Annotated in this window: 19 protein-coding genes and 3 pseudogenes; 12 read left to right on the forward strand and 10 right to left on the reverse strand. The window is 65.0% G+C overall.

Annotation, left to right across the window (positions count from 1 at the left end):
• Nucleotides 1–11: 11 nt before the first annotated feature.
• The gene (locus tag ACSKB9_RS00330) at nucleotides 12–1,451 is read right to left on the reverse strand and encodes an MFS transporter (RefSeq protein ID WP_438071045.1); all 1,440 of its coding nucleotides are present in this window, start codon (nucleotides 1,449–1,451) and stop codon (nucleotides 12–14) included.
• Between the two features lie 124 nt (nucleotides 1,452–1,575).
• Here ACSKB9_RS00330 and ACSKB9_RS00335 point away from each other — a divergent pair, with 124 nt between their 5' ends.
• Entirely contained in the window at nucleotides 1,576–2,487 is a 912-nt protein-coding gene (locus tag ACSKB9_RS00335) for a LysR family transcriptional regulator (protein ID WP_438071047.1), read from the forward strand.
• A gap of 177 nt (nucleotides 2,488–2,664) precedes the next feature.
• Here ACSKB9_RS00335 and ACSKB9_RS00340 read toward each other — a convergent pair.
• Nucleotides 2,665–3,572 (reverse strand): annotated as a pseudogene (locus ACSKB9_RS00340) (LysR family transcriptional regulator).
• Nucleotides 3,573–3,786: 214 nt separating this feature from the next.
• Between ACSKB9_RS00340 and ACSKB9_RS00345 the strand changes: the two are divergent.
• Nucleotides 3,787–5,304, forward strand: a complete 1,518-nt coding sequence (locus tag ACSKB9_RS00345; RefSeq protein ID WP_438071049.1) for an MFS transporter — start codon at nucleotides 3,787–3,789, stop codon at nucleotides 5,302–5,304.
• 51 nt (nucleotides 5,305–5,355) lie between these two features.
• Here the strand turns inward: ACSKB9_RS00345 and ACSKB9_RS00350 are convergent, their stop codons facing one another.
• Together ACSKB9_RS00350 and ACSKB9_RS00355 are read right to left on the reverse strand one after the other, a co-directional pair.
• Nucleotides 5,356–5,760: a cupin domain-containing protein gene (locus ACSKB9_RS00350; RefSeq protein ID WP_438079999.1), complete on the reverse strand. Its 405-nt coding sequence runs from the start codon at nucleotides 5,758–5,760 to the stop codon at nucleotides 5,356–5,358.
• Between the two features lie 96 nt (nucleotides 5,761–5,856).
• Nucleotides 5,857–6,258 (reverse strand): Ohr family peroxiredoxin, encoded by a 402-nt coding sequence (locus ACSKB9_RS00355; RefSeq protein WP_057019809.1) that lies wholly within the window; start codon nucleotides 6,256–6,258, stop codon nucleotides 5,857–5,859.
• A gap of 118 nt (nucleotides 6,259–6,376) precedes the next feature.
• Here ACSKB9_RS00355 and ACSKB9_RS00360 point away from each other — a divergent pair, with 118 nt between their 5' ends.
• Entirely contained in the window at nucleotides 6,377–6,874 is a 498-nt protein-coding gene (locus ACSKB9_RS00360; RefSeq protein WP_438080001.1) for a MarR family winged helix-turn-helix transcriptional regulator, read from the forward strand.
• Nucleotides 6,875–6,988: 114 nt separating this feature from the next.
• On the opposite strand, the gene ACSKB9_RS00365 is transcribed toward ACSKB9_RS00360, so the two are convergent.
• The gene (locus ACSKB9_RS00365; RefSeq protein ID WP_438071051.1) at nucleotides 6,989–8,332 is read right to left on the reverse strand and encodes an ATP-binding protein; all 1,344 of its coding nucleotides are present in this window, start codon (nucleotides 8,330–8,332) and stop codon (nucleotides 6,989–6,991) included.
• On the reverse strand, nucleotides 8,329–9,051 hold the full coding sequence (locus tag ACSKB9_RS00370; protein WP_026192667.1) for a response regulator: 723 nt from the start codon (nucleotides 9,049–9,051) through the stop codon (nucleotides 8,329–8,331). The genes ACSKB9_RS00365 and ACSKB9_RS00370 overlap by 4 nt, the downstream gene beginning before the upstream one ends.
• A gap of 284 nt (nucleotides 9,052–9,335) precedes the next feature.
• On the opposite strand from ACSKB9_RS00370, the gene bamA reads away from it, so the two are divergent.
• Entirely contained in the window at nucleotides 9,336–11,846 is a 2,511-nt protein-coding gene (bamA, locus tag ACSKB9_RS00375) for an outer membrane protein assembly factor BamA (RefSeq protein ID WP_438071053.1), read from the forward strand.
• Nucleotides 11,847–11,982: 136 nt separating this feature from the next.
• A complete protein-coding gene (locus tag ACSKB9_RS00380; RefSeq protein WP_438071055.1) occupies nucleotides 11,983–12,534 on the forward strand; it encodes a carboxymuconolactone decarboxylase family protein in 552 nt (183 codons plus the stop codon).
• Nucleotides 12,535–12,542: 8 nt separating this feature from the next.
• Here ACSKB9_RS00380 and ACSKB9_RS00385 read toward each other — a convergent pair whose 3' ends face one another.
• The gene (locus ACSKB9_RS00385) at nucleotides 12,543–13,109 is read right to left on the reverse strand and encodes an AAA family ATPase (protein WP_438071057.1); all 567 of its coding nucleotides are present in this window, start codon (nucleotides 13,107–13,109) and stop codon (nucleotides 12,543–12,545) included.
• 214 nt (nucleotides 13,110–13,323) lie between these two features.
• On the opposite strand from ACSKB9_RS00385, the gene ACSKB9_RS00390 reads away from it, so the two are divergent.
• The 3 genes and pseudogenes from ACSKB9_RS00390 to ACSKB9_RS00400 all read left to right on the forward strand — a co-directional run bounded on the left by ACSKB9_RS00390 (nucleotide 13,324) and on the right by ACSKB9_RS00400 (nucleotide 16,327).
• Nucleotides 13,324–14,487 carry an ABC transporter substrate-binding protein gene (locus tag ACSKB9_RS00390; RefSeq protein WP_438071058.1) on the forward strand — a complete coding sequence of 388 codons (1,164 nt, stop codon included), beginning with the start codon at nucleotides 13,324–13,326 and terminating at the stop codon, nucleotides 14,485–14,487.
• A 132-nt stretch (nucleotides 14,488–14,619) separates the two neighbouring features.
• A pseudogene (locus ACSKB9_RS00395) lies at nucleotides 14,620–15,836 on the forward strand (MFS transporter).
• 158 nt (nucleotides 15,837–15,994) lie between these two features.
• Nucleotides 15,995–16,327 (forward strand): hypothetical protein, encoded by a 333-nt coding sequence (locus ACSKB9_RS00400; RefSeq protein ID WP_438071059.1) that lies wholly within the window; start codon nucleotides 15,995–15,997, stop codon nucleotides 16,325–16,327.
• A gap of 12 nt (nucleotides 16,328–16,339) precedes the next feature.
• On the opposite strand, the gene ACSKB9_RS00405 is transcribed toward ACSKB9_RS00400, so the two are convergent.
• The gene (locus tag ACSKB9_RS00405) at nucleotides 16,340–16,987 is read right to left on the reverse strand and encodes a Vgb family protein (protein ID WP_168855640.1); all 648 of its coding nucleotides are present in this window, start codon (nucleotides 16,985–16,987) and stop codon (nucleotides 16,340–16,342) included.
• Nucleotides 16,988–17,122: 135 nt separating this feature from the next.
• A pseudogene (locus tag ACSKB9_RS00410) lies at nucleotides 17,123–18,359 on the reverse strand (helix-turn-helix domain-containing protein).
• Nucleotides 18,360–18,500: 141 nt separating this feature from the next.
• On the opposite strand from ACSKB9_RS00410, the gene ACSKB9_RS00415 reads away from it, so the two are divergent.
• A complete protein-coding gene (locus ACSKB9_RS00415; RefSeq protein WP_438071061.1) occupies nucleotides 18,501–18,686 on the forward strand; it encodes a hypothetical protein in 186 nt (61 codons plus the stop codon).
• Between the two features lie 5 nt (nucleotides 18,687–18,691).
• Here ACSKB9_RS00415 and ACSKB9_RS00420 read toward each other — a convergent pair whose 3' ends face one another.
• Nucleotides 18,692–19,783: an adenylate/guanylate cyclase domain-containing protein gene (locus ACSKB9_RS00420; RefSeq protein WP_438080003.1), complete on the reverse strand. Its 1,092-nt coding sequence runs from the start codon at nucleotides 19,781–19,783 to the stop codon at nucleotides 18,692–18,694.
• A gap of 77 nt (nucleotides 19,784–19,860) precedes the next feature.
• On the opposite strand from ACSKB9_RS00420, the gene ACSKB9_RS00425 reads away from it, so the two are divergent.
• From ACSKB9_RS00425 to ACSKB9_RS00435, 3 genes are all read left to right on the forward strand, one after another.
• Nucleotides 19,861–20,319: an SRPBCC family protein gene (locus ACSKB9_RS00425; RefSeq protein ID WP_438071063.1), complete on the forward strand. Its 459-nt coding sequence runs from the start codon at nucleotides 19,861–19,863 to the stop codon at nucleotides 20,317–20,319.
• A 159-nt stretch (nucleotides 20,320–20,478) separates the two neighbouring features.
• Nucleotides 20,479–23,466, forward strand: coding sequence for an SNF2-related protein (locus tag ACSKB9_RS00430; protein ID WP_438071064.1), 2,988 nt, complete (start codon nucleotides 20,479–20,481; stop codon nucleotides 23,464–23,466).
• Nucleotides 23,378–23,821, forward strand: coding sequence for a DEAD/DEAH box helicase (locus ACSKB9_RS00435; protein ID WP_438080005.1), 444 nt, complete (start codon nucleotides 23,378–23,380; stop codon nucleotides 23,819–23,821). The genes ACSKB9_RS00430 and ACSKB9_RS00435 overlap by 89 nt, the downstream gene beginning before the upstream one ends.
• The last annotated feature ends 44 nt before the right edge of the window (nucleotides 23,822–23,865 follow it).

A 23,865-nucleotide genomic window follows, 5' to 3' on the forward strand; every position in this document is an offset into this window, starting at 1 on the left:
CGGTGTCGATCTCAACCCGCCGTTGGCTCGCGCGGCAGCCACAGCGACAGCCAGCCGCCGAGCGCCAGCAGCGCGACATTGCAGCCGAGCGCGATCGTGAAGGCGTGCGCGTAGTCGTCGGCCTGCGGATGCGGCCCGAGCAGGCTGTAGAAGACGCCGCCGATGATCGCGACGCCGAGTGCGGCGCCGATCTGGAAGGTCGAGATCATCATGCCCGATGCCAGCCCGGCATGGCGCGGATCGATGCTGCCGATCACGGCCTTGATCACCGAGGGCATCACGGTGCCGAAGCCAAGCCCGCCGCAGATCAGACCGAATTCGAGGCTTTGCGGAAGCGCACCGCCGACCGACAGCATCACGACACCGAAGCCGACAACCTGGAGCGCAAAGCCCAGCGTCAGCGTGCGGGCACCGAGCCATTGCATCACCAGTGATGATACCAGCGAGCTGACGAAGAAGCCGGCGGCAAAGGGCAGGGTGGCAAGGCCGGCTTCCAGCGGAGATTGGTGCAGCCCATTTTGCAGGTAGACCGCGAAGGTCAAATAGAACGACGACAGCATGTAGAAGGCGAGCGCCATCACCAGCCCGATCACGAAATCGCTGTTGCGCAGCAGATGCAGCGCGACCAGCGGGTCGCCGCCACGGGCTTCGAGGCGCGCCTCGAACCGGACGAAAGCGGCGAGCATCAGCGGAGATGCCAGCAGCATCGCGACGATCCAGATAGGCCAGCCGGATTCCCGGCCCTCGATCAGCGGATAGACCAGGAGGCCGAGCGTGAGCGACAGCAGGATGACGCCGCCGACGTCGAGCCGCTGCGCGTGCGCGGCGCGCGAGTCGGTCAAGAACAGCAGGCCGCCGACGAAGGCGGCGAGGCCGATCGGCACGTTGATCAGGAAGATCGCCTGCCAGGCCAGTCCGAACGGATGCGCCGAGACGAGCACGCCGCCCAGCAGCTGGCCGCAGATATTGGCAAGGCCGAAGGTCGCGCCATAGAAGCCAAGCGCGCGGCCCTGTTCGGCCGCCGGAAACAGCACGCGGATCGAGGCAAGCACCTGCGGCGCCATCACGGTGGCGGTGAGGCCCTGCAGAATCCGTCCGGTGACCAGCATGGCCGGTGACCACGCGATGCCGCACAGCACGGATGCGATCGTGAAGCCGGCGACGCCGGTCAGGAACATCCGTCGCCGCCCCAGGAGATCGCCGAGCCTGCCGCCGGTGATCAGGAACACGGCATAGGTCGCGGCATAGGCCGAGATGACGAACTGCACCTCGCTCGGGCTGGCGCCGAGATTGTCGCGAATAGCGGGGAGTGCGAGGTTGACGACATTGAAATCGAGGATCGGCAGGAAGGCGCCGGTGAGCAGCACCGGCAGCGCCAGCCATCGCCGCGGGTCGACCGTCGCCGGCCGCGCGGCGTGCAATTGCAACGTCTCGGTGGTCTCGCTTGTCACCTGCCAGCTCCTCTGCGTTGCCAACGCGGCACACGAGGTGCGCCCGTCGGCCGAACTTTTCGGGAGGATGGCCTGTTTGTCCGTGATAAGGTATTCGCCAACTCTGCCAATTGAGTTTGCAAAAATGAACAGCCCGCTTGACTGGAATGACCTTCGCCTTGTCCTCGCGGTCGCGCGGGAAGGCAGCCTCTCGGGGGCGGCGCGCCGGCTCGGCGTCACGCATTCCACCGTGTTTCGCCGCCTCGGCACGATCGAGGATGCGATCGGAACGCGGCTGTTCGAGCGTTTCCGCGACGGCTACGCGCCGACACCGGCCGGCGAGATCGCGGCGGCTTCGGCAGCCCGGCTCGAGGACGAGGTGCTTGCGCTCGAGCGCAAGCTGGCGGGACGGGACCTCAGGCCGTCGGGACCGGTGCGGATCACGACGACGGACACGCTCGGCGCGGTGCTGATGCGGCATCTGCCGGCGATGCGCGCCGCGCATCCAGAGATCCAGCCGGAAATCATCTTCTCGAATGCGATGGCGAACCTGACGCGCCGCGAGGCCGAGATCGCGATCCGGCCGACACCGGCGCCATCCGAACTGCTGGTCGGACGGCGCATTGCCGATATTGCCCATGCGGTCTACGGATCGCGCGCCTATCTCGCCCGCCGCGTCGACAGGAATTTGTCGGTGCACGACTGGATCGGGCTCGACGATGCGCTGGCGGGGACCGTCATCGCCGGCTGGATGCGCGAGAACCTGCGTTCGGCGCGGACCGTCTGCCGGGTCGATGCGCTTCCGGCGCTGCGCGATGCCGCGGCGGCGGGACTGGGGCTTGCCCTGCTGCCCTGCTATGTCGGCGACCTCGTGCCCACGCTGCGCCGCCTGACGCCGAAAGCACTGGCGGAGCCGCGCTCGGCGCTGTGGCTATTGACCCATGACGATCTCAAGCGCACCGCGCGCATCCGCGCGACGCTCGATTTTCTCGCCAGGGCGCTCACCTCGGAGCGTGCGTTGTTCGAGGGAAAGCGCGCCGGAAGCGCGCGTCGCTAGTGTCCCGAATCCGAAGTTCGCATCATTTGCCGCACCTTCGGAGCGAACTTCGGATTCGATAAGGACACTAGCAAACTTATGATTTTATTGTGCTGAATGCGAAGTTCGTGAAAGTGGCTGCCGCGAAATCGCACGAACTTCGCATTCAGCACACTAGCCGGCCGGCGCACAGATCGTTCAGGAGCCGACAACTTCCGTGACGGTATGGATGTCCTCTGCCGCGCGATTGGCAGGCATCCGATGATGCTCGCGAAAGGCAGCGACGATCGTCTTCAGCACCGCGCGTGATTTTGCATCTGACAGCGCCGACAGCAGCATGATCTCGGACGGCGGCAGGGCAGGCAGGCCGAGCCGCCCGCTGACCTCGATCGTCCCGGCCGGGCGAGCCGGCGGGAGAACACCGAGGTAGCGAGGCCTGCGGCGACCGCATCGGCGACAGCAAAGGACCCACAGCCCAGGAAGCTTTCCGTCCACGGGATGCTCGCCGCCGCCAGCGCGCGCGTCGCGATGTTGAGCACGCCGCAGGACGGCGAGGAGGCGGCGAGCCGCAGCGACTCGCCCGCGCGATGGACGAAGTCCGGCGTGGCGAACCAGCCATAGTGATCCGTCGCCAGCATCTCGCCGCCACGGCGGTCGTCCTCGCGGCGGATGATGGCGGCATCGATCTCGCCGCGATCGAAGGCATCGAGCAGGTCGCGGGAATCCTCGAGCCTTACTTCGATGGTGAGCGCCGGGTCGTGCGCATGCAGCCGCGCCAGCAAGGTCGGAACCTCCGCGCCTCCGACATGGGTGGCAATGCCGAGCGAGAAGCGACGCGGGCGCACGGGCGACAACGCCGCGACGGCGCGATCATGCGCGCCGAGCAATTCCTGCGCCGGGGTGAGGAAAGCTGCGCCCTCCGCCGACAGGCGCACCAGGCGCGGTGTCCGTTCGATCAGCCTGTGGCCGAGCTGGCTTTCCAGCCGCTTCAACTTGACGCTGATCGCGCCCTGCGTGGTGCCAAGCGCTTCAGCGGCGCGCGTAAAGCTCTTGAGATCGGCGATGGTCACGAATGTCTTCACGGCGTCGACGTCGAGCGTGGTCATGTCAGTCATCCGGATTTGTTGTCTCTGAAATATCTAGTCATCCAATTCACCAATGCTCAAGCCATGACTAGCTTTGCGTTGTGAAGCGCCGTGGCCACCCGATTCCTGCCGCTGCTGCCTCAATACATCGTGAGTCGATCGACCGACGCTGCTGCCAGCACCCTGGCAACAGCGTGCGGTACTCCGTTGGTTTGCCACAACAAAAGGCCTGATCATGTCTACTGAACTGAGCCGCCGCGGCGCTGTCGTGCTGTCTGCCGTATGCCTTGCCTGCCTGATGTTCGGATTGGAGATTTCCAGCATCCCCGCGATCCTGCCGACGCTGGAGCGGGTGCTGCATGCCGACTTCAAGGCGCTGCAATGGATCATGAACGCCTACACGATCGCGGTCACCACGGTGCTGATGGCGATCGGGACGGTCGCGGACCGCTATGGACGCAAGCGCATCTTCCTGGTCGCGATCGCGGCGTTCGGCATCACCTCGCTGATCTGCGGCATTGCCTCGAGCGTCGAAATGCTGATCTTCGCCCGGTTCCCGCAGGGCCTCAGCGGCGGCGCGCTCTTGATCTGCCAGATCGCCGTGCTCTCGCACGAATTCCAGGGCGGCCGGGTGCGCGCCGTCGCCTGGGGCTGGTGGGGCGTCATCTTCGGCATCGGCCTCGGCTTCGGCCCGATCATCGGCGGCGCCGTTGTCGCGGTGCTGAGCTGGGAGTGGGTGTTCCTCGTCCACGTGCTGTTCGCGGCCGCGGCGTTCGTGCTCACGATCGGCGGTGTGCATGAATCGAGGGACCCAAAGGCCAGCAGCCTCGACGTCGCCGGTATCGTGACGATGTCGGTCGCGGTGTTCTGCCTCGCCTTCTACATCACGCAGGGGCCGGATCTCGGCTTCGTCAGCTTGAAGGGGCTTGCGATCCTCGGCGTCTCCGCGGCGAGCTTCGCCGCGTTCCTGGTTGCCGAGAGAATCAGCCGGCGGCCGATGTTCGATTTCTCTGTCTTTCGGATCCCGGCTTTCTCCGGTTCGATCGTCGGCTCGGCGGCGATGAACCTCAGCTACTGGCCTTTCATGATCTATCTGCCGATCTGGTTTCATGCAGGCCTCGGCTATGACAGCGTGTCCGCGGGACTTGCCTTGCTTGCCTACACGCTGCCGACGCTGGTGATGCCGCCGTTCGCCGAACGACTGTCGCTGCGCTATCAGCCCGGACTGATCATTCCGGTGGGGCTGTTCACGATCGGCGCCGGATTCATGCTGATGAAATTCGCCAGCGCCGCCGCGCAGCCGGACTGGCTGACGATGCTGCCCGGCTGCCTGCTCGCCGGAATTGGCCTCGGCATCACCAACACGCCGGTCACCAACACGACGACCGGCTCGGTCTCGAGCGACCGCGCCGGCATGGCCTCGGGCATCGACATGAGCGCGCGGATGGTTTCGCTTTCGGTCAACATCGCGCTGATGGGCTTCATCCTGGCAAGCGGCGTGCTGGCGCATCTGAAGGCGGTGCTACCGGCGCTGGACGGCGCGCAACTTCGCGCGATCGGCGAGCGGATCGCGGCCGGCGACGTCGCAGCCGCGCCGGAGCTGACCGGCCCGGTCGTGCATCGGGCACTCGCGAGCGGCTTCGGCTGGGTGATGCTCTATGGCGGCATCGGGGTGTGGATCATGGCCGCGCTCAGCTTCCTGATCTTCAATGCGCGGCCGGTGCGGCAGGCCGAGGCTCACGGCACGAAGTGAACACGATGTCGCCGTGCCTGCCCAGGCGCCGGGGCGGGCAGGCGGTACCGGTCACTTCACGAGGGTCAGCAGCGGCTTGTCCTTCTCGACGATGTAAGTCGCAAGCTCGCTGGCGGTGACGTCGCTGACATTCCTCGCCGCATGGACCGTGCCGGCGGGAATGAACAGCACGTCGCCGGCCTTCAGCCTCGCCGGCGGCCTGCCGTCGACGTCGTATTCGAGGGTGCCGGCGAGCACGTAGATGATTTCTTCGCCCGGATGCGTGTGGCGGCCGAAGGCCTTGCCCGGCGCGATGTCGACCCGCACCTGCACGGCTTCATGCCCGCCGACGCTGAGGTCGTGGCGCTGCAGGTCGGTTCGCGTGAAACCGGTCGGTTGCTGCGCCTGTGCGCTCGGTATGGTCAGGAGGCTGGCGGTGAACAAGGCCGTCCTTGCGAGCAGGCGCGTTGCCTTCATCAGCTTGCTGGTCATCTTGAACTCCAGTCTTCTGGACTTGCCCGACCGCGAGCCGGCAAGCGGCCGGCCCGCGTCGGAGATCGTCATGTGCTCGTTTCAGACGAGGGTGGTCGTGACATCGATGTTGCCGTGGACCGCCTTGGAGTAGGGGCAGATGCCGTGCGCGGCTTCGATCAGCTCCTGCGCGACCTCGCGCTCGACGCCGGGGACGTGGACGTTGAGGCGGGCGCTCAGGAAGAAGGCGCTGCCGGCCTGGTTCAGATCGATCTCGGCGTCGACCTCGGGCTCGCTCGCGAGCTTGACCTTGCGCTGACCGGCGGCGAGCTGGATCGCGCCGATGTAGCAGGCCGACCAGGCGGCCGCGAACAGGTTTTCCGCGGCGGGGTGCGGCTGCGGCAGCTTGACGTCGAGGAAGCCGTCGCGCGAGCGGGCGGCGCCGTTCGGGCCGGCGGTGACGTGGGTCTTTCCAGTGACGAGAACCTTTGCATTGGCGGTCATGGCGAGCTCCTTTGGGATGAATATAGATCGTGTCCGATCTAATCGTGTACGCGTCGAAATAGGCTTCAGGCTTGATCGTGTCAAGCACTTCCGATTTAATCGGATACGATTTATATGGATCGCGACATCACAAACTCCGGAGACGCCCGTGACCCGCACCTCCAAGGCCGAGACCAAGGGCCGAAAACTCTCGAATTTTCTGTGCTTTGCGGTCTATTCGGCTAATCTGGCCTTCGGCCGCGCCTACAAGTCGATCCTGGATGCGGTCGGCCTGACCTACACCCAATACATCGCCATGGTGGCGCTGTCGGAAGAGGATCAGCAGACCGTCAGCGCGCTCGGCGAGAAGCTGTTTCTGGAATCCAACACGCTGACGCCGATCCTCAAGAAGCTGGAGCAGAGCGGCTATATCAGCCGCGTCAGAGATCCCGCCGATGAGCGGCAGGTTCGCGTGAGCCTGACGGCGGCGGGCCGGCGCCTGCTCGACAAGGACATCAATGTGTCCCTAGTCGAAGCCACCGGGCTCGGAGACGAATTTCCCGTCGTGCAGAAGACCGTCGCGAGGCTGCGCGACAATCTGCTGCGCAACACGCGCGCCGATCCGAAGAAGGGCTGATCCTGCGCGCCGAATTGTAACGCGCTGTATCCGCGCCGCGCCGGACGGACTGAAGCAGGCTGGGTCTGATCAAAAGCGGCCGGGTGGCAGGGGCAAGCGATTCTGAATCTTGCTTTAACCGGACACGAGCTCAGGAAGTACGGGTCGCGACGCGCTCGTCCCGCTTCGATCCGATCCGAGGTGCACGGGCCCCGGCAATTTGATGCGGACAAGAAGGCCGTGCTGCGTGTTGTCGTGCAGCGACAGCTCGCCGCCATGTCCGCACACCATGGCCTGCGCGATCGAAAGGCCAAGTCCGAACCCACTCTTCTCGTCCATGGTGCGCGCCTCGTCGCCGCGGACGAACGGCTTCAGCATTTCGGCCCGGCGGTGCTCTGGAATCCCCGGACCGTCGTCCGAGACATCGATAGTGACCCTATCGGTTGACGCGGTCAGCCGGATATCGACTTCGCTGCGGAACCTCAGGGCGTTCTCCACCAGGTTGGTCACGGTGCGGCTGATCTCGCTCGGGCGGATCAGGAGCGAAGCCCTGGTCGGGCCCTCGTAGCGCACGACATGACCGCAATCGGAGAATTGCTCGCAGATCGTCTGCAGCAGCGCAGCGACGTTCACAAGCGTCGGCTTCGCCGCGCTGCCGCCGCTCAGGAATGACAGCACGGATTCCAGCATGGCCTGCATCTGGTCGAGGTCGCGCAGGGTCTCCGCGCGCTGGGCATCGTTTTCGATATATTCGGACCTGAGCCGCAGCCGGGTGATCGGTGTGCGCAGGTCGTGACTGATGGCGGCGAGCATGCGCGTGCGGTCATTCATCAAGGTGGTGATGCGTTCGCGCATACGATCGAGCGCGACCGCTGCGGCGCGGATTTCCTCCGGGCCGGTCTCCGGCAGCGGCGCGTCCGCCTGGCTGATGCTGAAATTCTCGGCGGCGCGGGCGAACGCGGACAGCGGCGCGCTGAGCGCGCGGCCGGCCCACACGCCGAGCAGCGTGACGCTGACGAACAGGAACAGGAACGTGCTGACCCAGAATCCGCCGAAGAACGGCGGCATTTTCGTCGGGCCGATCGTCGCTTCGAACAGGACTCCGTCCGGCAACCGAGCCGCCGCCGGCGCGGTCTTCGAGGAAAACTCGTCGATATCGTCGACGCCGGGCGGCTCTGACGAAGCACCGTCAGACGAGCCCGGACCTGCGTCGCGCAATGTGAGGTGCAGGCGAGGAAAGGCTCGATCGGCCGCGCGCAACAGCGTTGCGCGATCGGCCGCAGGGGCCTCGGCCAGAAGCTTGGCAACCAGCTGGAACTGATGGATCGGCCTGTCCGCGAACGATCTCGGCTTCTGGCTGACGAAATAAAGCCCGATCAGCGCATGGATGAGCACCAGCGACAGCAGGATCAGCGCGGCGATCTGGCCACTGATCCGGTGGAAGCTGAAAAGCGCGGCAATCCTGCGGGTCCAGCTCATGCGTCCTCCACATGCGGCGTGAAGATGTAGCCGCCGGTGCGCACCGTCCGGATCACCGACGATCCTTCGCTCGTATCGAGCTTGCGGCGAAGCCGGCTGACCAAGACGTCGATGCTGCGCCCGAACGGACTGGCCGGCCGGCTGCGCGTCATGGTCAAGAGGCCATCCCGCGTCAGGATCCGGCCCGGCCGCTCGCAGAACACCTGCAGCAGGTCGAACTCCGCGCTGGTCAGCGGGACCTGGGCGCCGTCGGGATCGCGCAATTCGCGCAGGCGAAGATCGATGGTCCAGTCCTGGAAGCGCAGGCGGGCGGCGCTCTGGCCCGAGCGCCCGGCAAGGCCTGCCTGGGCCTGGCGGCGCAGCACCGCGTTGATCCGCGCCAGCAGCTCGCGCGGATTGAACGGCTTGGCGAGATAATCATCCGCGCCCATCTCGAGCCCGAGGATCCGGTCGAGGTCCTCGCCTTTCGCCGTGAGCATGATGATCGGGATCGTCGAGTCGCCGCGCAGGCGGCGACACAGGGTCAGTCCATCCTCTCCGGGCAGCATCAGATCGAGAACGACGAGATCGAGCGAATGCCCGGCAAGGTAACGATCCATTTCCCTGCCATTCGAGGCCGTGGCCACCAGGCAGGATTGGTCGCGCAGGTAGCGGGCAATCAGGTCTCTGGTCTGCAGATCGTCTTCGACGATCAGGATCTTTGGAGTGTTTGCAAGCATGATCCGCGACTGGGTCCTCATCATAACGTCATTGGCGCGCGTTCCAGCGCGCTCAGCCACCAATTGACCAGCATACGCGTCGCTTGTGGGCGGCATTGCGCCTTTTCGTAAGCATAGTGTTTCTGAACTGTAAGCGTCGCTCGCAGCCCGAAACAATTCGCGATGCTGGCTGCGTCGCATCGCGCTCACAGTCCCAAACCACTGGAAATAATTCCGCAACCCTGCAGCCACACCGCAGCCATCACCATCCCGTCACAACGGGCTTGTTGTTCGCGAGGTGTGGAATGAAGACGTGGCGGGGCTTTGTCGCGGCGATCGTGCTGTCGGGCTTTTCGATCCCGGGAACGCCGGTGATATGGCCATTGTCGGCTCCGGTGGCGGCCCAATCGCTTGATGCGATCACGGTCGAAGGCAACCGGAGGGTAGAGGCGGAGACCATCCGCTCCTATTTCAGGCCGGGGCCCGGCGGCCATCTCGATCAAGCTGCCATCGACGACGCCCTCAAGGAGCTGGTCGGGACCGGGTTGTTCCAGGACGTCAAGATCAATCAGGCGGGCGGCAGGATCGTCGTTTCCGTGATCGAGAATCCAGTGATCGACCGCGTCGCGTTCGAGGGCAACAAAAAGATCAAGGACGAGCAGCTCTCGGCCGAAATGCAGTCCAAGCCGCGGGGTACCCTGTCGCGGCCGATGGTGCAGTCGGATGCACTGCGGATCGCGGAGATTTACCGGCGCTCAGGCCGCTACGACGTGCACGTCACGCCGGAGATCATCGAACGCTCGAGCAACCGCGTCGATCTCGTTTTCACCGTCGATGAGGGAGCGAAGACCGGCATCAAGACCATCGAGTTCATCGGCAACAACAGTTTTTCGGCGGCGCGCCTGAAGGACGTGATCAAGACCCATGAGACGAACTTCCTGAGCTTTCTCGGCAACGCCGACATCTATGACCCGGATCGGGTCGAGGCCGATCGTGACCTGATCCGCCGCTTCTACCTGAAGCACGGCTACGCGGACGTCCAGGTCGTGGCTGCACTCGCCGAATATGATCCGGAGCGCAAGGGCTTTCAGGTGACGTTCAAGATCGATGAGGGGCAGCAGTACCGCGTTGCGACGGTCGGTTTCCGCTCGAACATTGCGGGCTTCGATCCGACGACGCTGCGTTCATTGTCGCGCGTCGCCGAAGGCTCGCTCTACAATGTCGAGGCGGTCGAGAAGTCGGTCGAGGACATGCAGATCGAAGCGTCGCGCCGCGGTTACGCCTTCGCAGTGGTCCGTCCGGACGGCGCCCGGAATTTCGAGGCCCACACGGTGGGGATCGTGTTTCGCGTGGAGGAGAGGCCGCGCACCTATATCGAGCGGATCGACATTCGCGGCAACGGCCGCACCCGAGACTACGTGATCCGGCGCGAGTTCGATCTCTCCGAGGGCGATGCATATAATCGTGCGCTGGTCGATCGCGCCGAGCGGCGGCTGAAGAATCTGGATTACTTCAAGACCGTCAAGATCACCACCGAGCCCGGCTCGACGAGCGATCGCGTGGTGTTGGTTGTCGATCTGGAGGAAAAATCGACCGGCGATTTCTCCGTGTCGGGCGGTTATTCCACGACGGACGGCGCGCTTGCCGAGGTCAGCATCTCGGAGCGAAATCTGCTCGGCCGCGGCCTGTTCGCCAAGGCGACGGTCAGCTACGGCCAGTACTCACGCGGCCTGTCGCTGTCCTTTGTCGAACCGTATTTGCTCGACTATCGCGTCGCGCTCGGGCTCGATGCGTATTACAAGGAGCAATTGCCGACGGATTACACGACCTATGGCGTGAAGACGATCGGGTTCTCGCCGCGGCTCGGCCTGGCCTTGCGCGAAGACCTGACCCTCCAGTTGCGATACTCGCTCTATCAGCAGGAAATCTCGCTCGATAGCGCCTACGCGAACTGCAATAACAATCCGTCCAACCCGTCGCTCGCGTTCAACCCGACGCCTGCCTACATCCAGAGTGTGCTTGGCGGCGTCGATCCCACGAACTCGGTCTCGTCAGGGCTCTATGGGTATGGCTGCTATGGCGACGGAGAATCCACCTTGCCGGTGCGCAAGGAGTTGGCAGCAGGGGCGACCTGGACCTCGCAGATCGGCTACACGCTGAGCTACAACACCCTCGACAACAACAAGAACCCGACGGACGGCCTGCTGATCGACTTCAAGCAGGATTTTGCCGGCGTCGGCGGCGACGTGACGTATCTGAAGAGCGCGGTCGACGCAAAATACTATACGCCGCTGGTGTCCGACCTGGTCGGACTGATCCACCTGCAGGGCGGCCTGCTCACCAAGATCGGCGACAATGATCTGCGCATGCTGGACCATTTCCAGATGGGGCCGAACCTCGTGCGCGGCTTTGCAGCCAACGGCATCGGCCCGCGTGACATCACCTATGCGAGCCTTGGCGCAGTCGGAGACGCGCTCGGCGGCACCAAATATTGGGGCGCGTCGATGGAGCTGCAGATGCCGTTCTGGTTCCTGCCCTCCGAGGTTGGGCTGAAGGGGGCCGTCTATGCGGACGCCGGCTCGCTCTGGGGTTATCAAGGCCCGACGTCGTGGGCCGCAACCGGCGAGGTGAATACGGCTGCTTGCAAATGCGGCCTTCAATACGACGATGGGAACGTGGTGCGAACCTCGGTCGGTGTCGGCCTGATCTGGGCCTCGCCGTTCGGCCCGCTGCGGTTCGATTACGCCGTGCCGATCACGAAGGGTAAATACGACATCGTGCAGGAGTTCCGGTTCGGAGGCGGGACGTCGTTCTGAACCGACAGTCGCTCCGCTTGCCGGACCGCGCCGCGGATTGCGGCCAGCGTGACGCCTGCCATGCCGCCCTGCGGCTTGCGGTATCAGGCGAAGCGGGGAAGGCTGCATTGGTTCAATTTCCGATCCGAGGCAATCCATGTCACGCGTGTCAATCAAGACCAGGAACGACCTGCCGAGCGAGCTCAAGCCGCTGTGGGACAAGATGACCACCTATGGCGCGTTCGAGAACCAGGCCGGCGTCATGGCGCAGCGCCCGCCGATCTTCAAGCACATGTGGTCGCTGCTGGTCGATCTCGCCGACGAGGCGGTGGTCTCGAAGCGGCATCTCGAGCTCGCGCTGGTAACGGTGTCGCTGCTCAACAAGTGCGATTATTGCGTGTCGCACCATGCGCCGAAGCTCGCGATCCAGGGAGTTTCGGAAGCGGGCGCCGAACGGCTGCTCGACTATCAGGATCATCCCGAGCTCGATGCGCTCGACAAGCTCGTGGTCGAGTATGCGATCGCCGTCACCAACAACTGGAACAAGACCCGCGACGAGGTCTTCGCACGCCTGCGCGAACACTTCTCGGAAGAGCAGATCGTCGAGCTGACCTGGCGGATCGCGCTGTGCGGTGCCTTCAATCGCTTCAACGACATCTTGCAGCTCGATGTCGAGCAGGGCGTTCCGCATCGCGAGGCCGCGGAGTGACGGCCTGATCAGGCCTTGGGTAGGACGCAGCCGCCGAGCGTCGTGAGCACGAAGTCGGCCCGCTCTGCGGGCGATATCTTCGGCAGGCTGATGACGTCGTAGCCGAGCGTCGGAAGCGTCTCCATCAGCCGCCGATGCTCCGCTGCCGCTATCTCGAAGGTGTGCCGCCGCTCCGCATCGGTGACGTAGATCTCGGGCCATGGCGGTGTCATGAACACACGCCGGTGGTAGCGCAGTGCGGCGCAGATCGGCGGCAGCATCGGCTCGCCTGTCAATGCCTCCAGCGCCGATGCCGCGTCGACGAGGCCGCGGTCGAAGAACACCCATCCGGAATGGATCTTGGCCATCTCCATATCTTGCAGCGCGACGTCAATGGCGCGCCGCAGGAAGGTCGCCGTATCGACCCAGGGCAGGGCGTTGCCGCCGGACGCGAGCTCATCGGCGATGATACGGCGGCCGGGCTCCTCGACCACCTGGTAGCCACGCGCGGCTAGTTCAGCCAGCAGAGTCGATTTTCCGCCGCCGGAGCAGCCGGAGATCAGGACGAAGCGGTTTTGCAAAGGGTGTCCTTTCATCAATCGTCGCACCGCATGATCGAGCACTCCGCGAACGCAGGTTGCCGGATAGGCCAGAAATCTTGGGGAAGAAGGCGCGCGGAAATGTCTCGACGCGCGGAGTGAGCATAGCCTCGAATGTGACGCAAATGGGGGCGCGCTTGACGAATTCTTCAGTGCCGCGCCGATAACCTCGATCAAGCATGGTTGTATCAAGCTTGAAGGGACGACGCACATGGCATCACGCTCGATCACCTGCACGACGCTCGCGCTGCTAGTCTGCGCCGCGGTGCTGCAGCCTTCGCGCGCAGCGGAATCCGGCGAACCGATCCGCGTCGGTGCGGTGCTGCCGTTTTCCGGCGGCGTCGAGCTTTATGGCCAGCAGGCGAAACTTGGGCTCGAACTCGCCGCCAGGGATATCAACGCGGCGGGCGGCATCCTCGGCCGACCGGTCGAGGTTATCTATGTCGACGACAAGACACGGCCGGGTTCGGCCGCTGACGCGATGCGCTCGCTGGTCGAGAAGGGCGTGCTGGCGGTGGTCGGTCCGATCACGTCGCAAAACCTGAATGCGCTGGTGCCGATTGCCGAGAGCTCGAAGACGCCGCTGCTTTACGCCACCAACTACGAGGGCGGCAAGTGCAGCCGCTATCTGTTTTCGTTCGGCGCGGTGCCGAACCAGGAGCTCGGCCAGCTGCTGCCCTACATGACCCGGACTTTCGGCAACACCTACTTCCTGCTCGGCGCCGACCGGGTCTGGCCGCACCAGATGTTCGACATCGCGCAGCCCTTGATCGAGAAGCTCGGCGGCAAGGTGGTCGCGACCAAATACACGCTGGGGACGGAGACCGACTTTTCACCGCTGATCAAGGAGGTCGCGGCGAGCAAGGCCAAGGTGCTGTTGTTCGCGCTGAAGGGCGACGGGATGGATTTCATCCGGCAGGCCGACGAGGCCGGATTGCTAAAGGACATCACCGTGGCATTCCTCGGACTGTCCGAGGTCGACCTCGGCATCTTCCGCGGCAAGGGGCAGAACATGGTGACCGTGGTGCCGGCGGTCGCGGCGAGCGAGGATCCGGCCGTCAAGGCGTTCGTCGCGAAGGCCCACGCCGCCGCGGAGCCGGGTGTCGCGGTGTCGAACTATGTGATGACGCATTACAACACGCTGATCGCGCTGAAGGCGGCGGCCGAGAAGGCCGGCAAGCTCGACAAGGAGGCGATCATCGACGCGATGGCGGGCCTCGCCATTCCGTCGCCGACCGGCCCTGTCGCGCTCGGTCAGGATCATCACGCGGCGATGAACATGTTCATTGCCAGGACGCAGGGTTCGGAACTCGTGCAGGTGCGAGCACTCGGCGAGATCGCACCGAAGCCGGGGTGCAGTCTGGCTGGCCGCTGACCAGAAGGAATATCTCGGTAGCCGCGCCAGACGCCACGCTCGCAAAAAAGTGAGCTGGCGGGCGCGCCGGCTGTCGGTTCCACTCCGGTCCGTTCGTCTTGCAGCCAGAACGAGCTGCATAGGAGTTCCGGAATGAGCAATTCAACCTACCGCTGGGTGATCGTCGCGGCCGGCGGCCTGCTCGGCTGCGTCGCGATCGGCGGCATGTTTTCGCTGCCGGTGTTCCTCCAGCCTATGGCGCGCGAGACCGGCTGGTCGGTGACCGGCATTTCCAGCGCGATGACGATCGGCTTCCTCGCGATGGCCTTCACCAGCATGATCTGGGCACGTTGTCCGACCGCTTCGGGCCGCTCCCGGTGGTGCTGACCGGATCGGTCGTGCTGGCGGCAAGCCTCGCGCTGGCCAGCCAGGCGCCGTCACTGCTGGCCTTTCAATTCGTGTTCGGCGCGCTGGTCGGCGCGGCAACGGCAGCGATCTTCGCCCCGATGATGGCCTGCGTCACCGGCTGGTTCGACACCCATCGAAGCCTCGCCGTCTCGCTGGTGTCGGCCGGCATGGGCATGGCGCCGATGACGATGTCGCCGCTTGCGGCCTGGCTGATCTCCCACCACGACTGGCGCACCGCGATGCTGATCGTCTCGGGCGTGGTCGGCGCGATCATGATCCCGGTCTCGTTCCTGGTGCGCCGCCCGCCGGCGCTGCAGGGCGGCCACGCTGAAGCGGTCTCCGAAAACGGCGAACCGCCGATGTCGCTGGCGCAGGCGCTGCGCTCGCCGCAATTCATCATCCTGATCGCGACCAATTTTTTCTGCTGCGCCACCCATTCGGGCCCGATCATCCATACCGTGAGTTACGCGGTCACCTGTGGCATTCCGATGGTTGCTGCGGTGACGATCTACAGCGTGGAAGGGCTCGCCGGGATGGGCGGCCGCATCGCCTTCGGCCTGCTCGGCGACCGTTTTGGCGCCAAGCGCGTGCTTGTGCTCGGCTTGCTGGCGCAGGCGTTCGGCGCGCTCGGCTACGTCTTCGTGCGCGAACTTGCCGCATTCTACGCGGTGGCCGCGATCTTCGGCTTCATCTATGCCGGCACCATGCCGCTGTATTCCGTGCTGATCCGCGAGAACTTCCCGCTGCGGATGATGGGTACGGTGATCGGCGGCACCGCGATGGCCGGCAGCCTCGGCATGGCGACCGGACCGCTCGCCGGCGGCCTGATCTACGACACCTTTGCGAGCTACACGTGGCTCTATGTCGGCTCCTGGGCGGTGGGTATCGGCGCGTTCCTGATCATGATGACCTTCCGCCCGATGCCGGCGGCGCGGCCCACGGCGGTGCCTGCGCCGGCATGAGGTTTGAACTCCGTCACGCGCGCGCCGCTCGGACAGACGCATTGGTCTTGCCGAGCGGCGTCCAAAGGGGCAACGTTGGTGGTGTCATTGCATCGGTCGGGCGTCCACGGCTGAATGCCATGACTGTTGGCACGACGTCAGGCGCATGAGAGCCCACTATGTACCGTGATCTCCAATGGTCCCCGGCCGAAAAGAAGATTGCGCGCAAGGCCTATGATTCGGCGGTGGAGTGCGCACTCGCCAAGGTGATGGTCGAATTCAAGAGCAGGGCCGTTGCGGCAGCGACGCCGTCGGAGATGTGGGAAGTTGGCGAGTATCTGCACCAGCAAAGGAGGGGGCTCGATGAGATGTTCGACTATCGATACTCGCAGCTCCCGCTTGTCTTCGCACGGCTCATCCGAGAACAGCATCTCGACGAGGCGCTGCTCGCGGGTTTGTCGGACGACAAGCGCCAGGTGATCCGCTCTATTCTTTCCCTAGCCGAAAAGTGATCGCAAATCGCTTCACGTGCGGCTGCGCTTCGGTCGCCGGATGGCACGCACCTTGTTGTTGGCGGAGCCGCTTCCGCAGAAGAAGCGGTCGGCGCCGTCGGACTCGAGGCCAGAGACGAACACGCCCTGCGGCATCTCCAGCTTTTCCATGACTTCGCCGGTCTGCGGGTCGATGCGCCGCACGTCGCTTTCATCGCCTTCCCAGGTGCCGTGCCAGAGTTCGCCATCGACCCAGGAGACGCCGGTGACGAACCGGTTGCTTTCGATGGTGCGCAGAACCTTGCCGGTTTCCGGATCGATCTGAACGATGGTGCGGTCGCGATACTGGCCGACCCACAGCGAGCCCTCCGCCCAGGCGAGGCCCGAGTCGCGGCCGCCGCCGGGTGAAGGGATGGTGGATATCACGCGCCCGCTGTTCGGCTCGATCTTCAGAATGCGGTCCTCGGCGATCTGGTAGAGGTGCTTGCCGTCGAAGGCGGTGCCGGCATGGGCCGCGATGTCGAGGGTACGGGTGGTGTTGCCGCTGTCGGGATCGAAGGCGACCAGGCGATCGCCCGCCGCGAACCAGACCTGCTCGCCGTCGAAGCTGACGCCGCCGACGTTCTCGACGCCGTCGAAGGGGCCGTATTCCCGGATGATCTCGGCCGTGGCCTTTTTCATGTGCGCTCCTGTCGCCTAAAGCTTCAGTTCTGATTGAATTCAGAAATCGAGGCTCCGGAATCCTGTTTTGACGCGTTTTCTTCACGCGAACCGGTATCCGCTTCGCTCGAAAACGCTTCCGATTGCGCCCTGATGCTAGCCGTTCGGCAGCGGGGCAGGGAGTAACAACGTCGTCGTGAATCCCGGCACCGGCGGCGTCATCCAGCGCCGGGCGCGGGCACGGCCGAACCGACTGCACCTTGCCGGTGGCGGCCAGCGCGTCGAGCGCACGCTGCACGGTGCGCTGGCTCGCCCCCAGCGCGACCGACAGCGCCGAGCTCGACCAGGCCTCGCCGTCGGCGAGAAAGGCCAGCACCGCGGCATGCTCCTCCTCGACCGGCAGCGCCAGCACGGTCACCTCGCGCCGGCCATGCGGCTGGAGCACAAAGCCGTCCGGAGTCGCGCTGAGGTCGGCCAGCGGCCGCAGCGCCCGGCGCAGCCGTCCGATCTCGACCCGCAGCCGCGCCCGGTGTGATTCATCGGCATGCTTGCCGCGAAACGCCCGCGCGATCAGCGTGCCGCGCGACACGTCCCGCGGCCAGGCTTCGCCCAGCGCGCGCGCGAGCGCGAACAGCACCGGCCGGCGGGTCAGCGAGACCGTCGTGCCGATATCGCGCACGACATAGCGACAGGCATCGACGACGAGCGCCTTCGACGCCATCAGGGCTTCGACCTCCTCGAGCAGCAGCGGCCGCTCGCTGCCGCGCGCAATCAGACGCGCCGCGGGCGTGGCCAGCAGGTGCGCGGTGCTTTCGACCTCGGCCGCGAGCTCGGCGATGCCGGCGCGGCGCGCGGCTTCTCTCGCGCGGGCCAGCGCTTCGCGTGCCGGCTTGGTCCGCAATCGCCGCATCGCGATTCCGGCGACGACCAGTTCATGGCCGACCCGCAGCGCCGGCGGGAACGGCGCCGGGTCGAGGCCAGCAAGCATGCGCTCGGCCGCATCAAGGCTCCCGATCAGCAGGAGGCGGCGGATTTCGAGATAGCCGGCATGGGCGGCATTGAGTGCATCGCCGCGTGCCGCAAGCGTTGCGCGCGCCGCGGCGAGGCTCTTGCCGGGAAAGGAAAGGTCGCGCGACACCAGCGCGATCTCGGCCTCCGCCACCACGCAGCGCGCCCGCGCGACGGCTTCGCGCGGACCGAAGGCGCGGCCTGCGCGCCGCAACAGCTCCTTGGCGCGGGCGAAATCGCCGAGCCGGGCCATCGCGATGCCGCGCAGCGCCAGCGCCGGCGCATCGTCGCGCAGGGCCACCCGTTTCAGTGCGCCGAGGGGATCACCCGCCGCGAGCGCGCGCGCCGCAGCCGTTATCAGCGAGTCCGATTCGAATCCCGACACACTTGTCACTCTCACCCTCCGAGGCCCGGTCCTAACCTAGCACATGACGACATGGATCATCTCCAGAGAGATCGAACGATGACCGGTTTCGAAACACGAGAAGATTGGGTGAGGGGGCGGCTTAGCGGACGCGGGCCCATCATGGCGCGCTTTCTGTCGCTGGCGGCGGCGCCGACCTTCGCCGTGATGGCGCTGATTGCCGCGATGGCGCCGGCCGACATGATCTGCGGCGCGATGCAGGGACCGCTGTCATTGCAGGGCATGATCCCGATGTACGCGCTGATGAGCGCATTTCATCTGGCGCCGTGGCTGCGCCTGTTCAGATGACCGGCTCAGCCCTCCGGCAAAGTGAAGACCGCGCATGGCCGCGCAATGCCGCGCAATTCATGACTGCCGAGCGCGACCAGCGGCGTCTCGGTCTCGGCGGCGAGGGCGCCCGAAACCAGCACGGTCTGCTCCAGCGGCTTGCACAGCCCTTCGAGCCGGCTCACCAGATTGACCGCAGCGCCGATCGCGGTGAAGTCGAGGCGGTCGGCGGCGCCGATATTGCCCCAGTGCACCTCGCCGAGATGCAGCGCCGCGCCGAATGGCAACGGCGGCAAGCCCTGCTTGCGTCGCTCTGCATCGAGATGCGCCATGCCGACGCGCGCCGCCGACACCGCGCGCAATGCCGCCTCGGATGCGCTGCGCGCGCTGGTCGTGACCGGAAAGATTGCAAGCAGGCCGTCGCCGATGAATTTCAACACCTCGCCGCCGAAGGCGTGGATGGCGCCCGCGATGCGGTCGAACCAGGCATCGAGGGCCGCGATCACCTCGGCAGGCGGATGGCTTTCCGACAGGGCGGTGAAGCCGCGGAGGTCGGCGAACAGCAGTGCGGCCCGGATGGTTTCGCCGGTATTGCGCCGCAATGGCGATGCCAGCACGCGCGCCGCGCTGCGCCGGCCGAGATAGGCCTCCAGCGCCGCCGTCAGTGTCGCGCGCGCCGCGAGCGCGGCGAGCGGCGCGGCCATGAACCGCGCCGCCTCGCGCAATTGATCCGCCTCGGCAAGTGTGAACGGGCGTGTCCCGATCCAGCCGAGGGTCGGACCATCCGGCCGCGTTCCAATCGTGCCCTCGTGGATCGGGCCGGGCGCGAGAGTTCCGAGCCAGCGCCGGCCGGCGTCGCCGGATCCCACCATATCGGGCATCGCAAACGGCTGTTCCGGCGCGAATCCGAGCGCTTCGATGACCTCGCCATTGTCGGCACGCCACAGCCATGTTCGTCTTGCAATCAGGGGGTGCGGAACCCCGAGCGTCAGAGCGCCGCCGGCAAGGGGCAGGCCATCCGTGATAAGGTGGCTACCGAGGTCCGCCAACAACCGGTTCGCGCCCGCGGTCTCGGCGGCGGCGTCGACCAGCCAGCTCAACGTCGAGGACAATTGCATCACGCCATCATGGGGTTGACGCACCACCCTTGTCACGAATTATCCCTGAGCACCGACTGTCAATGGAGCATGGATCGATGACTGAAGCCTTCATCGTTCAACGCGAGATCCAGATCGCAGCCCCGGCTGCAACTGTGTTCGCCTTTCTGACCGATCCGCAAAAGATCGTGAGCTGGATGGGGCTGGAAGCCGCGACCGAGACGCATCCCGGGGGCCTCTACTTCCTCAAGGGGCTCGGCAGTGATCGCAGCCGCGCCGCGCGCGGAGCGTTCCGCGAGGTCGTGCCGGTGCATCGTCTCGCCTACAGCTTCGGCTGGGAGGGCAGCGAGGAAGTGCCGCCGGGATCGAGCCTGATTGAGATCGACCTGATGGAGCAGGACAACGGCACGCTGCTCCGCATGACCCATAGCGGCCTTCCGAACGCCGCGCAGTGCGAGAGCCATGACAAGGGTTGGGCGCATTACATGGGCCGGCTCTCCCACGCGGCCGCCGGTCGGGATCCCGGGCCTGACCACGGTCCGGCGCGCAACAGTTAGGCCTTCACTGCGGAAGTTCGTCAGCCGCTGTGCATCACGGCCCACGACAAAGGTGTGGACGCAGGACAGGCAATGGTCGCTGCCGTTTGGCCGACAAATTCCGTCTGCTAATGATGGTTTGGTCCAGGGCCGCCGTCCTTATGGAAACCGCAATCCTTGATGTCTGACGTTCCGAACCTGTCCGAGCGACTGAAACAGAAGGACATCCTCGGCTTTTTCAGCCGGTCGGCTGTGGACAAGGCCTTTGCTTACCGTGCCCAGGGCCGTGTTTCCGGGCTGGAGGTCAGCGAGGACCTCACCCACGTGCAGGCGCGGGTGAGTGGAACCGAACGCAAGCCCTACCGGGTCGACATCGAGCTGGAGTTCGACGGCGATCGGCTGGTCGACCTCGACGGCGATTGCACCTGTCCAATGGCCGTGAATTGCAAGCACGTTGCCGCGACGCTCTTTGAGGCGTTGCGTTCGCCTGCACAGGCGGCCGGTGCCGTATCGCAACAGCCGCGGGGCCTAGCGGGCAATGGGCAGGCGCGACCTGAAGCGGCGGTGTTGCCCTACCACATCGCGGAATGGATCGAGACGGTCGGCCGGTCCGTGCGGGATACGGACTACCCGCCCGATGTTACGCAGCGATTGCTCTACTACCTGCAGCCCGCGTTGTCGGGGGGCGGCGTACCCTGCATGGATGTGTCGTTGGTATCCGTCAAAATCCTGAAGACCGGCGAGTTCGGCAGCAAGGTGTCACAGCCATCTTTGAGCGATTTTTCGGTCGATCGCGCTCCGAAATATTATCTCGGTTCCGACATCGATATCCTTGTCAGGCTGTCCAGCGAATTTCGGTCCGGCTATATGTTCGGCCGACGCGCTTATTCGGCCGAGGTCCTCAAATGGATCGTCGCGACGGGGCGGGCGTTCTGGCGCGATCACAGCGGTGCGCCGCTGCGATGGAGCGAGGCGCGCGATGGTCGCATCGAATGGCGTCAGGTCAGCAAGGACGGGATCGGTCCGCTGCTGATCGTCGAGGGCGCAACAGCGCTGAACGCTGAGCCGCCGGTCTACGTCGACGAAGCCGCTGGGTTGATCGGGCCGATCAGGTTGAATCTTCCGGAACGTCTGAGCAGCAGGCTTCTGCTCGCTCCAGCCATCCCGCATGCCTATGTTGCGCAAGTCGCGCAGCGCCTTGGCCAGAAGTTGCCGGGCCTGGATTCCGGCTGGCTGCCCGCGCCTGCGGCCGCCGCGACCAGGATCAACACGGATCCAAAGCCCGTGCTTCGTCTGATGTCGGGGCGCAAGGCGGCGCATGCCTACTATTATGGCGATCGGATGCCCGACCGCGTACCGGTGGCGCGCCTCAGCTTCCGCTACGGCCCGGTCGAAATCAAATGGTCGGAACGCGCGCATCGGGTGGAGTTGTTCCAGGACGGAAGCCTCTACGTCGTCACACGACGCAAGCCCAAAGAGAAGCAAATGACCGCACGGCTGGCCAGCCTCGGCCTGGTCGAAGCGAGATCGGCTTTCCCGCTGCTAGACGCCGTGCATGCGCACGATCTGACGTTCGTGCAGCCGACCGATTGGCTCGACTTCCTCAATGTCGATGCAGCCGCTCTGCAGGCGGACGGTTTCGAAATCCTCATCGACGACGACTTCCCGTATCGGCTCGCGACGTCATCCGGGGTGTTCGATGCCGAGTTCGAGAGCAGCGGCATCGACTGGTTCGAGCTTGCACTCGGGATCGAGATCGACGGCGAACGCCGCGACCTTGCCCCGCTCCTGGCGGCGCTGCTATCGCAGCCCGGATTTTCACCCGGAACAGTCAAGCAACTCGCGGACGATGGCGATAGCGTCTACCTGCCGCTGGCTGACGGCCGCTATCTGGCGATGGCAGCCGATCGCTTCCTTCCGCTCGTACTGGCGCTCCATAGCCTGACCTTGGGCGAAATGTTCGTCGATACGTCAGGAAAGATCCGGCTCTCGCGCGCACAGATCGTGCCGCTGCTCGATCTCGAAGCGGATCAATTCGTCTTCAGGGGAACAGAAAATCTTCGTCGCATGGCGGGATTGCTCAGCGCCCGCGGATTGCCGGTTCCCGTCTTGCCGCCCGATTTCAAGGCGGTTTTGAGACCTTACCAGATGCAGGGTCTTGCCTGGCTCGAACTGCTCAGGGAGAGCGGTCTGGGCGGCGTGCTCGCCGACGACATGGGATTGGGCAAGACGGTTCAGATCCTGGCGTTGCTGGCGCTGGAGAAGGCGCGCGGTCATCTGACGGATCCAGCGATCGTCGTGGCCCCCACCAGCCTGATGACGAACTGGTTCAACGAGGCGCGCAAGTTCGCGCCAAGCTTGAAGGTTCTCGTGCTGCACGGTCCAGACCGCAGGCAGAGTTTCGAAGCGGTCTCCGATCACGATCTTGTTCTCACCACCTATCCGCTGATCGCGCGCGATCACGAGGTGCTGCTGGCGCGCGAGTGGCACATCGCAGTGCTGGACGAGGCTCAGACCATCAAGAACTCCAACGCGGCGACGACGCGGCGGCTCCAGGGCGTTCGTGCGCGGCATCGCTTCTGCCTGACCGGTACCCCGATGGAAAATCATCTCGGCGAACTCTGGTCCATCATGAGCTTCGCCAATCCGGGATATCTCGGCGAGCGGGCGGCGTTCGTGCGCAACTGGCGGACGCCGATCGAGAAGCGTGCCGACGCCGGACGGGCACGGGTGCTGACGCACCGCATCAGGCCATTTCTGCTACGCCGTACCAAGCAGGAGGTCGCCGCCGAGTTGCCGCCGAAAAGCGAAGTCGTGGAGAGTATCGCCCTGGATGGCGGCCAGCGGGAACTCTACGATGCCATCCGCCTGTCGATGTCGGAGAAGGTCCGCAAGGCGATCCGGGAGCGCGGTCTGGCCAAGAGTTCATATTGTCGTGCTCGAAGCGCTTCTCAGGATGCGTCAGGCCTGCTGCGATCCGGCACTGCTGAACCTCGACGACGGCGTCAAGCGCCCGTCTGCAAAACTCGATCGTCTGATGGAGATGATCGAGGAACTCCTGAGCGAGAGGCGCAAGATCATCGTATTCTCGCAGTTCACCTCCATGCTGGCACTGATCCGCAAGCGTTGCGACGCACTCGGTGTCCGGTACAGCGTGCTGACCGGTGAGACGAAGGACCGCAGGAGCGCGATCGAGGGATTTCAGAACGGCGCCACCGACCTATTCCTGATCAGCCTGAAGGCCGGTGGTGTCGGGCTCAACCTGACGGCCGCGGACACCGTGATCATCTTCGATCCTTGGTGGAATCCCGCGGTCGAGGAGCAGGCCATCGATCGTGCGCATCGCATCGGGCAGGACAAGCCCGTTTTTGTCTATCGGCTGGTGGCGACCGGTACGATCGAGGAGAAAATGGACGAACTCAAAGCCCGTAAACGCGCGCTGGCCGACAGCATATTCGATTCCGAAGGACGCATTGGCGCCGCACTCACGGAAGAGGACGTGCAGGCGCTTTTCTCCGATTGAGCGCACGTCCTCCAGCCTCGCGAAGGAAGCCGAACGGACTCGCT

It is taken from the genome of Bradyrhizobium sp. BR 1433 (assembly GCF_051547665.1).
GTDB classification, from domain to species: Bacteria; Pseudomonadota; Alphaproteobacteria; order Rhizobiales; family Xanthobacteraceae; genus Bradyrhizobium; species Bradyrhizobium australafricanum.

Excerpts from the sequence above, each read along its gene's own strand:
- ACSKB9_RS00405 (WP_168855640.1), bottom strand. The coding sequence starts at position 16,987 with ATGAAAAAGGCCACGGCCGAGATCATCCGGGAATACGGCCCCTTCGAC.
- ACSKB9_RS00420 (WP_438080003.1), bottom strand. The coding sequence starts at position 19,783 with ATGCAATTGTCCTCGACGTTGAGCTGGCTGGTCGACGCCGCCGCCGAG.
- ACSKB9_RS00335 (WP_438071047.1), top strand. The coding sequence starts at position 1,576 with ATGAACAGCCCGCTTGACTGGAATGACCTTCGCCTTGTCCTCGCGGTC.
- ACSKB9_RS00380 (WP_438071055.1), top strand. The coding sequence starts at position 11,983 with ATGTCACGCGTGTCAATCAAGACCAGGAACGACCTGCCGAGCGAGCTC.
- ACSKB9_RS00350 (WP_438079999.1), bottom strand. The coding sequence starts at position 5,760 with ATGAAGGCAACGCGCCTGCTCGCAAGGACGGCCTTGTTCACCGCCAGC.
- ACSKB9_RS00400 (WP_438071059.1), top strand. The coding sequence starts at position 15,995 with ATGTACCGTGATCTCCAATGGTCCCCGGCCGAAAAGAAGATTGCGCGC.
- ACSKB9_RS00430 (WP_438071064.1), top strand. The coding sequence starts at position 20,479 with ATGTCTGACGTTCCGAACCTGTCCGAGCGACTGAAACAGAAGGACATC.
- ACSKB9_RS00390 (WP_438071058.1), top strand. The coding sequence starts at position 13,324 with ATGGCATCACGCTCGATCACCTGCACGACGCTCGCGCTGCTAGTCTGC.
- ACSKB9_RS00385 (WP_438071057.1), bottom strand. The coding sequence starts at position 13,109 with ATGAAAGGACACCCTTTGCAAAACCGCTTCGTCCTGATCTCCGGCTGC.
- bamA (WP_438071053.1), top strand. The coding sequence starts at position 9,336 with ATGAAGACGTGGCGGGGCTTTGTCGCGGCGATCGTGCTGTCGGGCTTT.
- ACSKB9_RS00415 (WP_438071061.1), top strand. The coding sequence starts at position 18,501 with ATGGCGCGCTTTCTGTCGCTGGCGGCGGCGCCGACCTTCGCCGTGATG.
- ACSKB9_RS00345 (WP_438071049.1), top strand. The coding sequence starts at position 3,787 with ATGTCTACTGAACTGAGCCGCCGCGGCGCTGTCGTGCTGTCTGCCGTA.
- ACSKB9_RS00425 (WP_438071063.1), top strand. The coding sequence starts at position 19,861 with ATGACTGAAGCCTTCATCGTTCAACGCGAGATCCAGATCGCAGCCCCG.
- ACSKB9_RS00355 (WP_057019809.1), bottom strand. The coding sequence starts at position 6,258 with ATGACCGCCAATGCAAAGGTTCTCGTCACTGGAAAGACCCACGTCACC.
- ACSKB9_RS00365 (WP_438071051.1), bottom strand. The coding sequence starts at position 8,332 with ATGAGCTGGACCCGCAGGATTGCCGCGCTTTTCAGCTTCCACCGGATC.
- ACSKB9_RS00370 (WP_026192667.1), bottom strand. The coding sequence starts at position 9,051 with ATGCTTGCAAACACTCCAAAGATCCTGATCGTCGAAGACGATCTGCAG.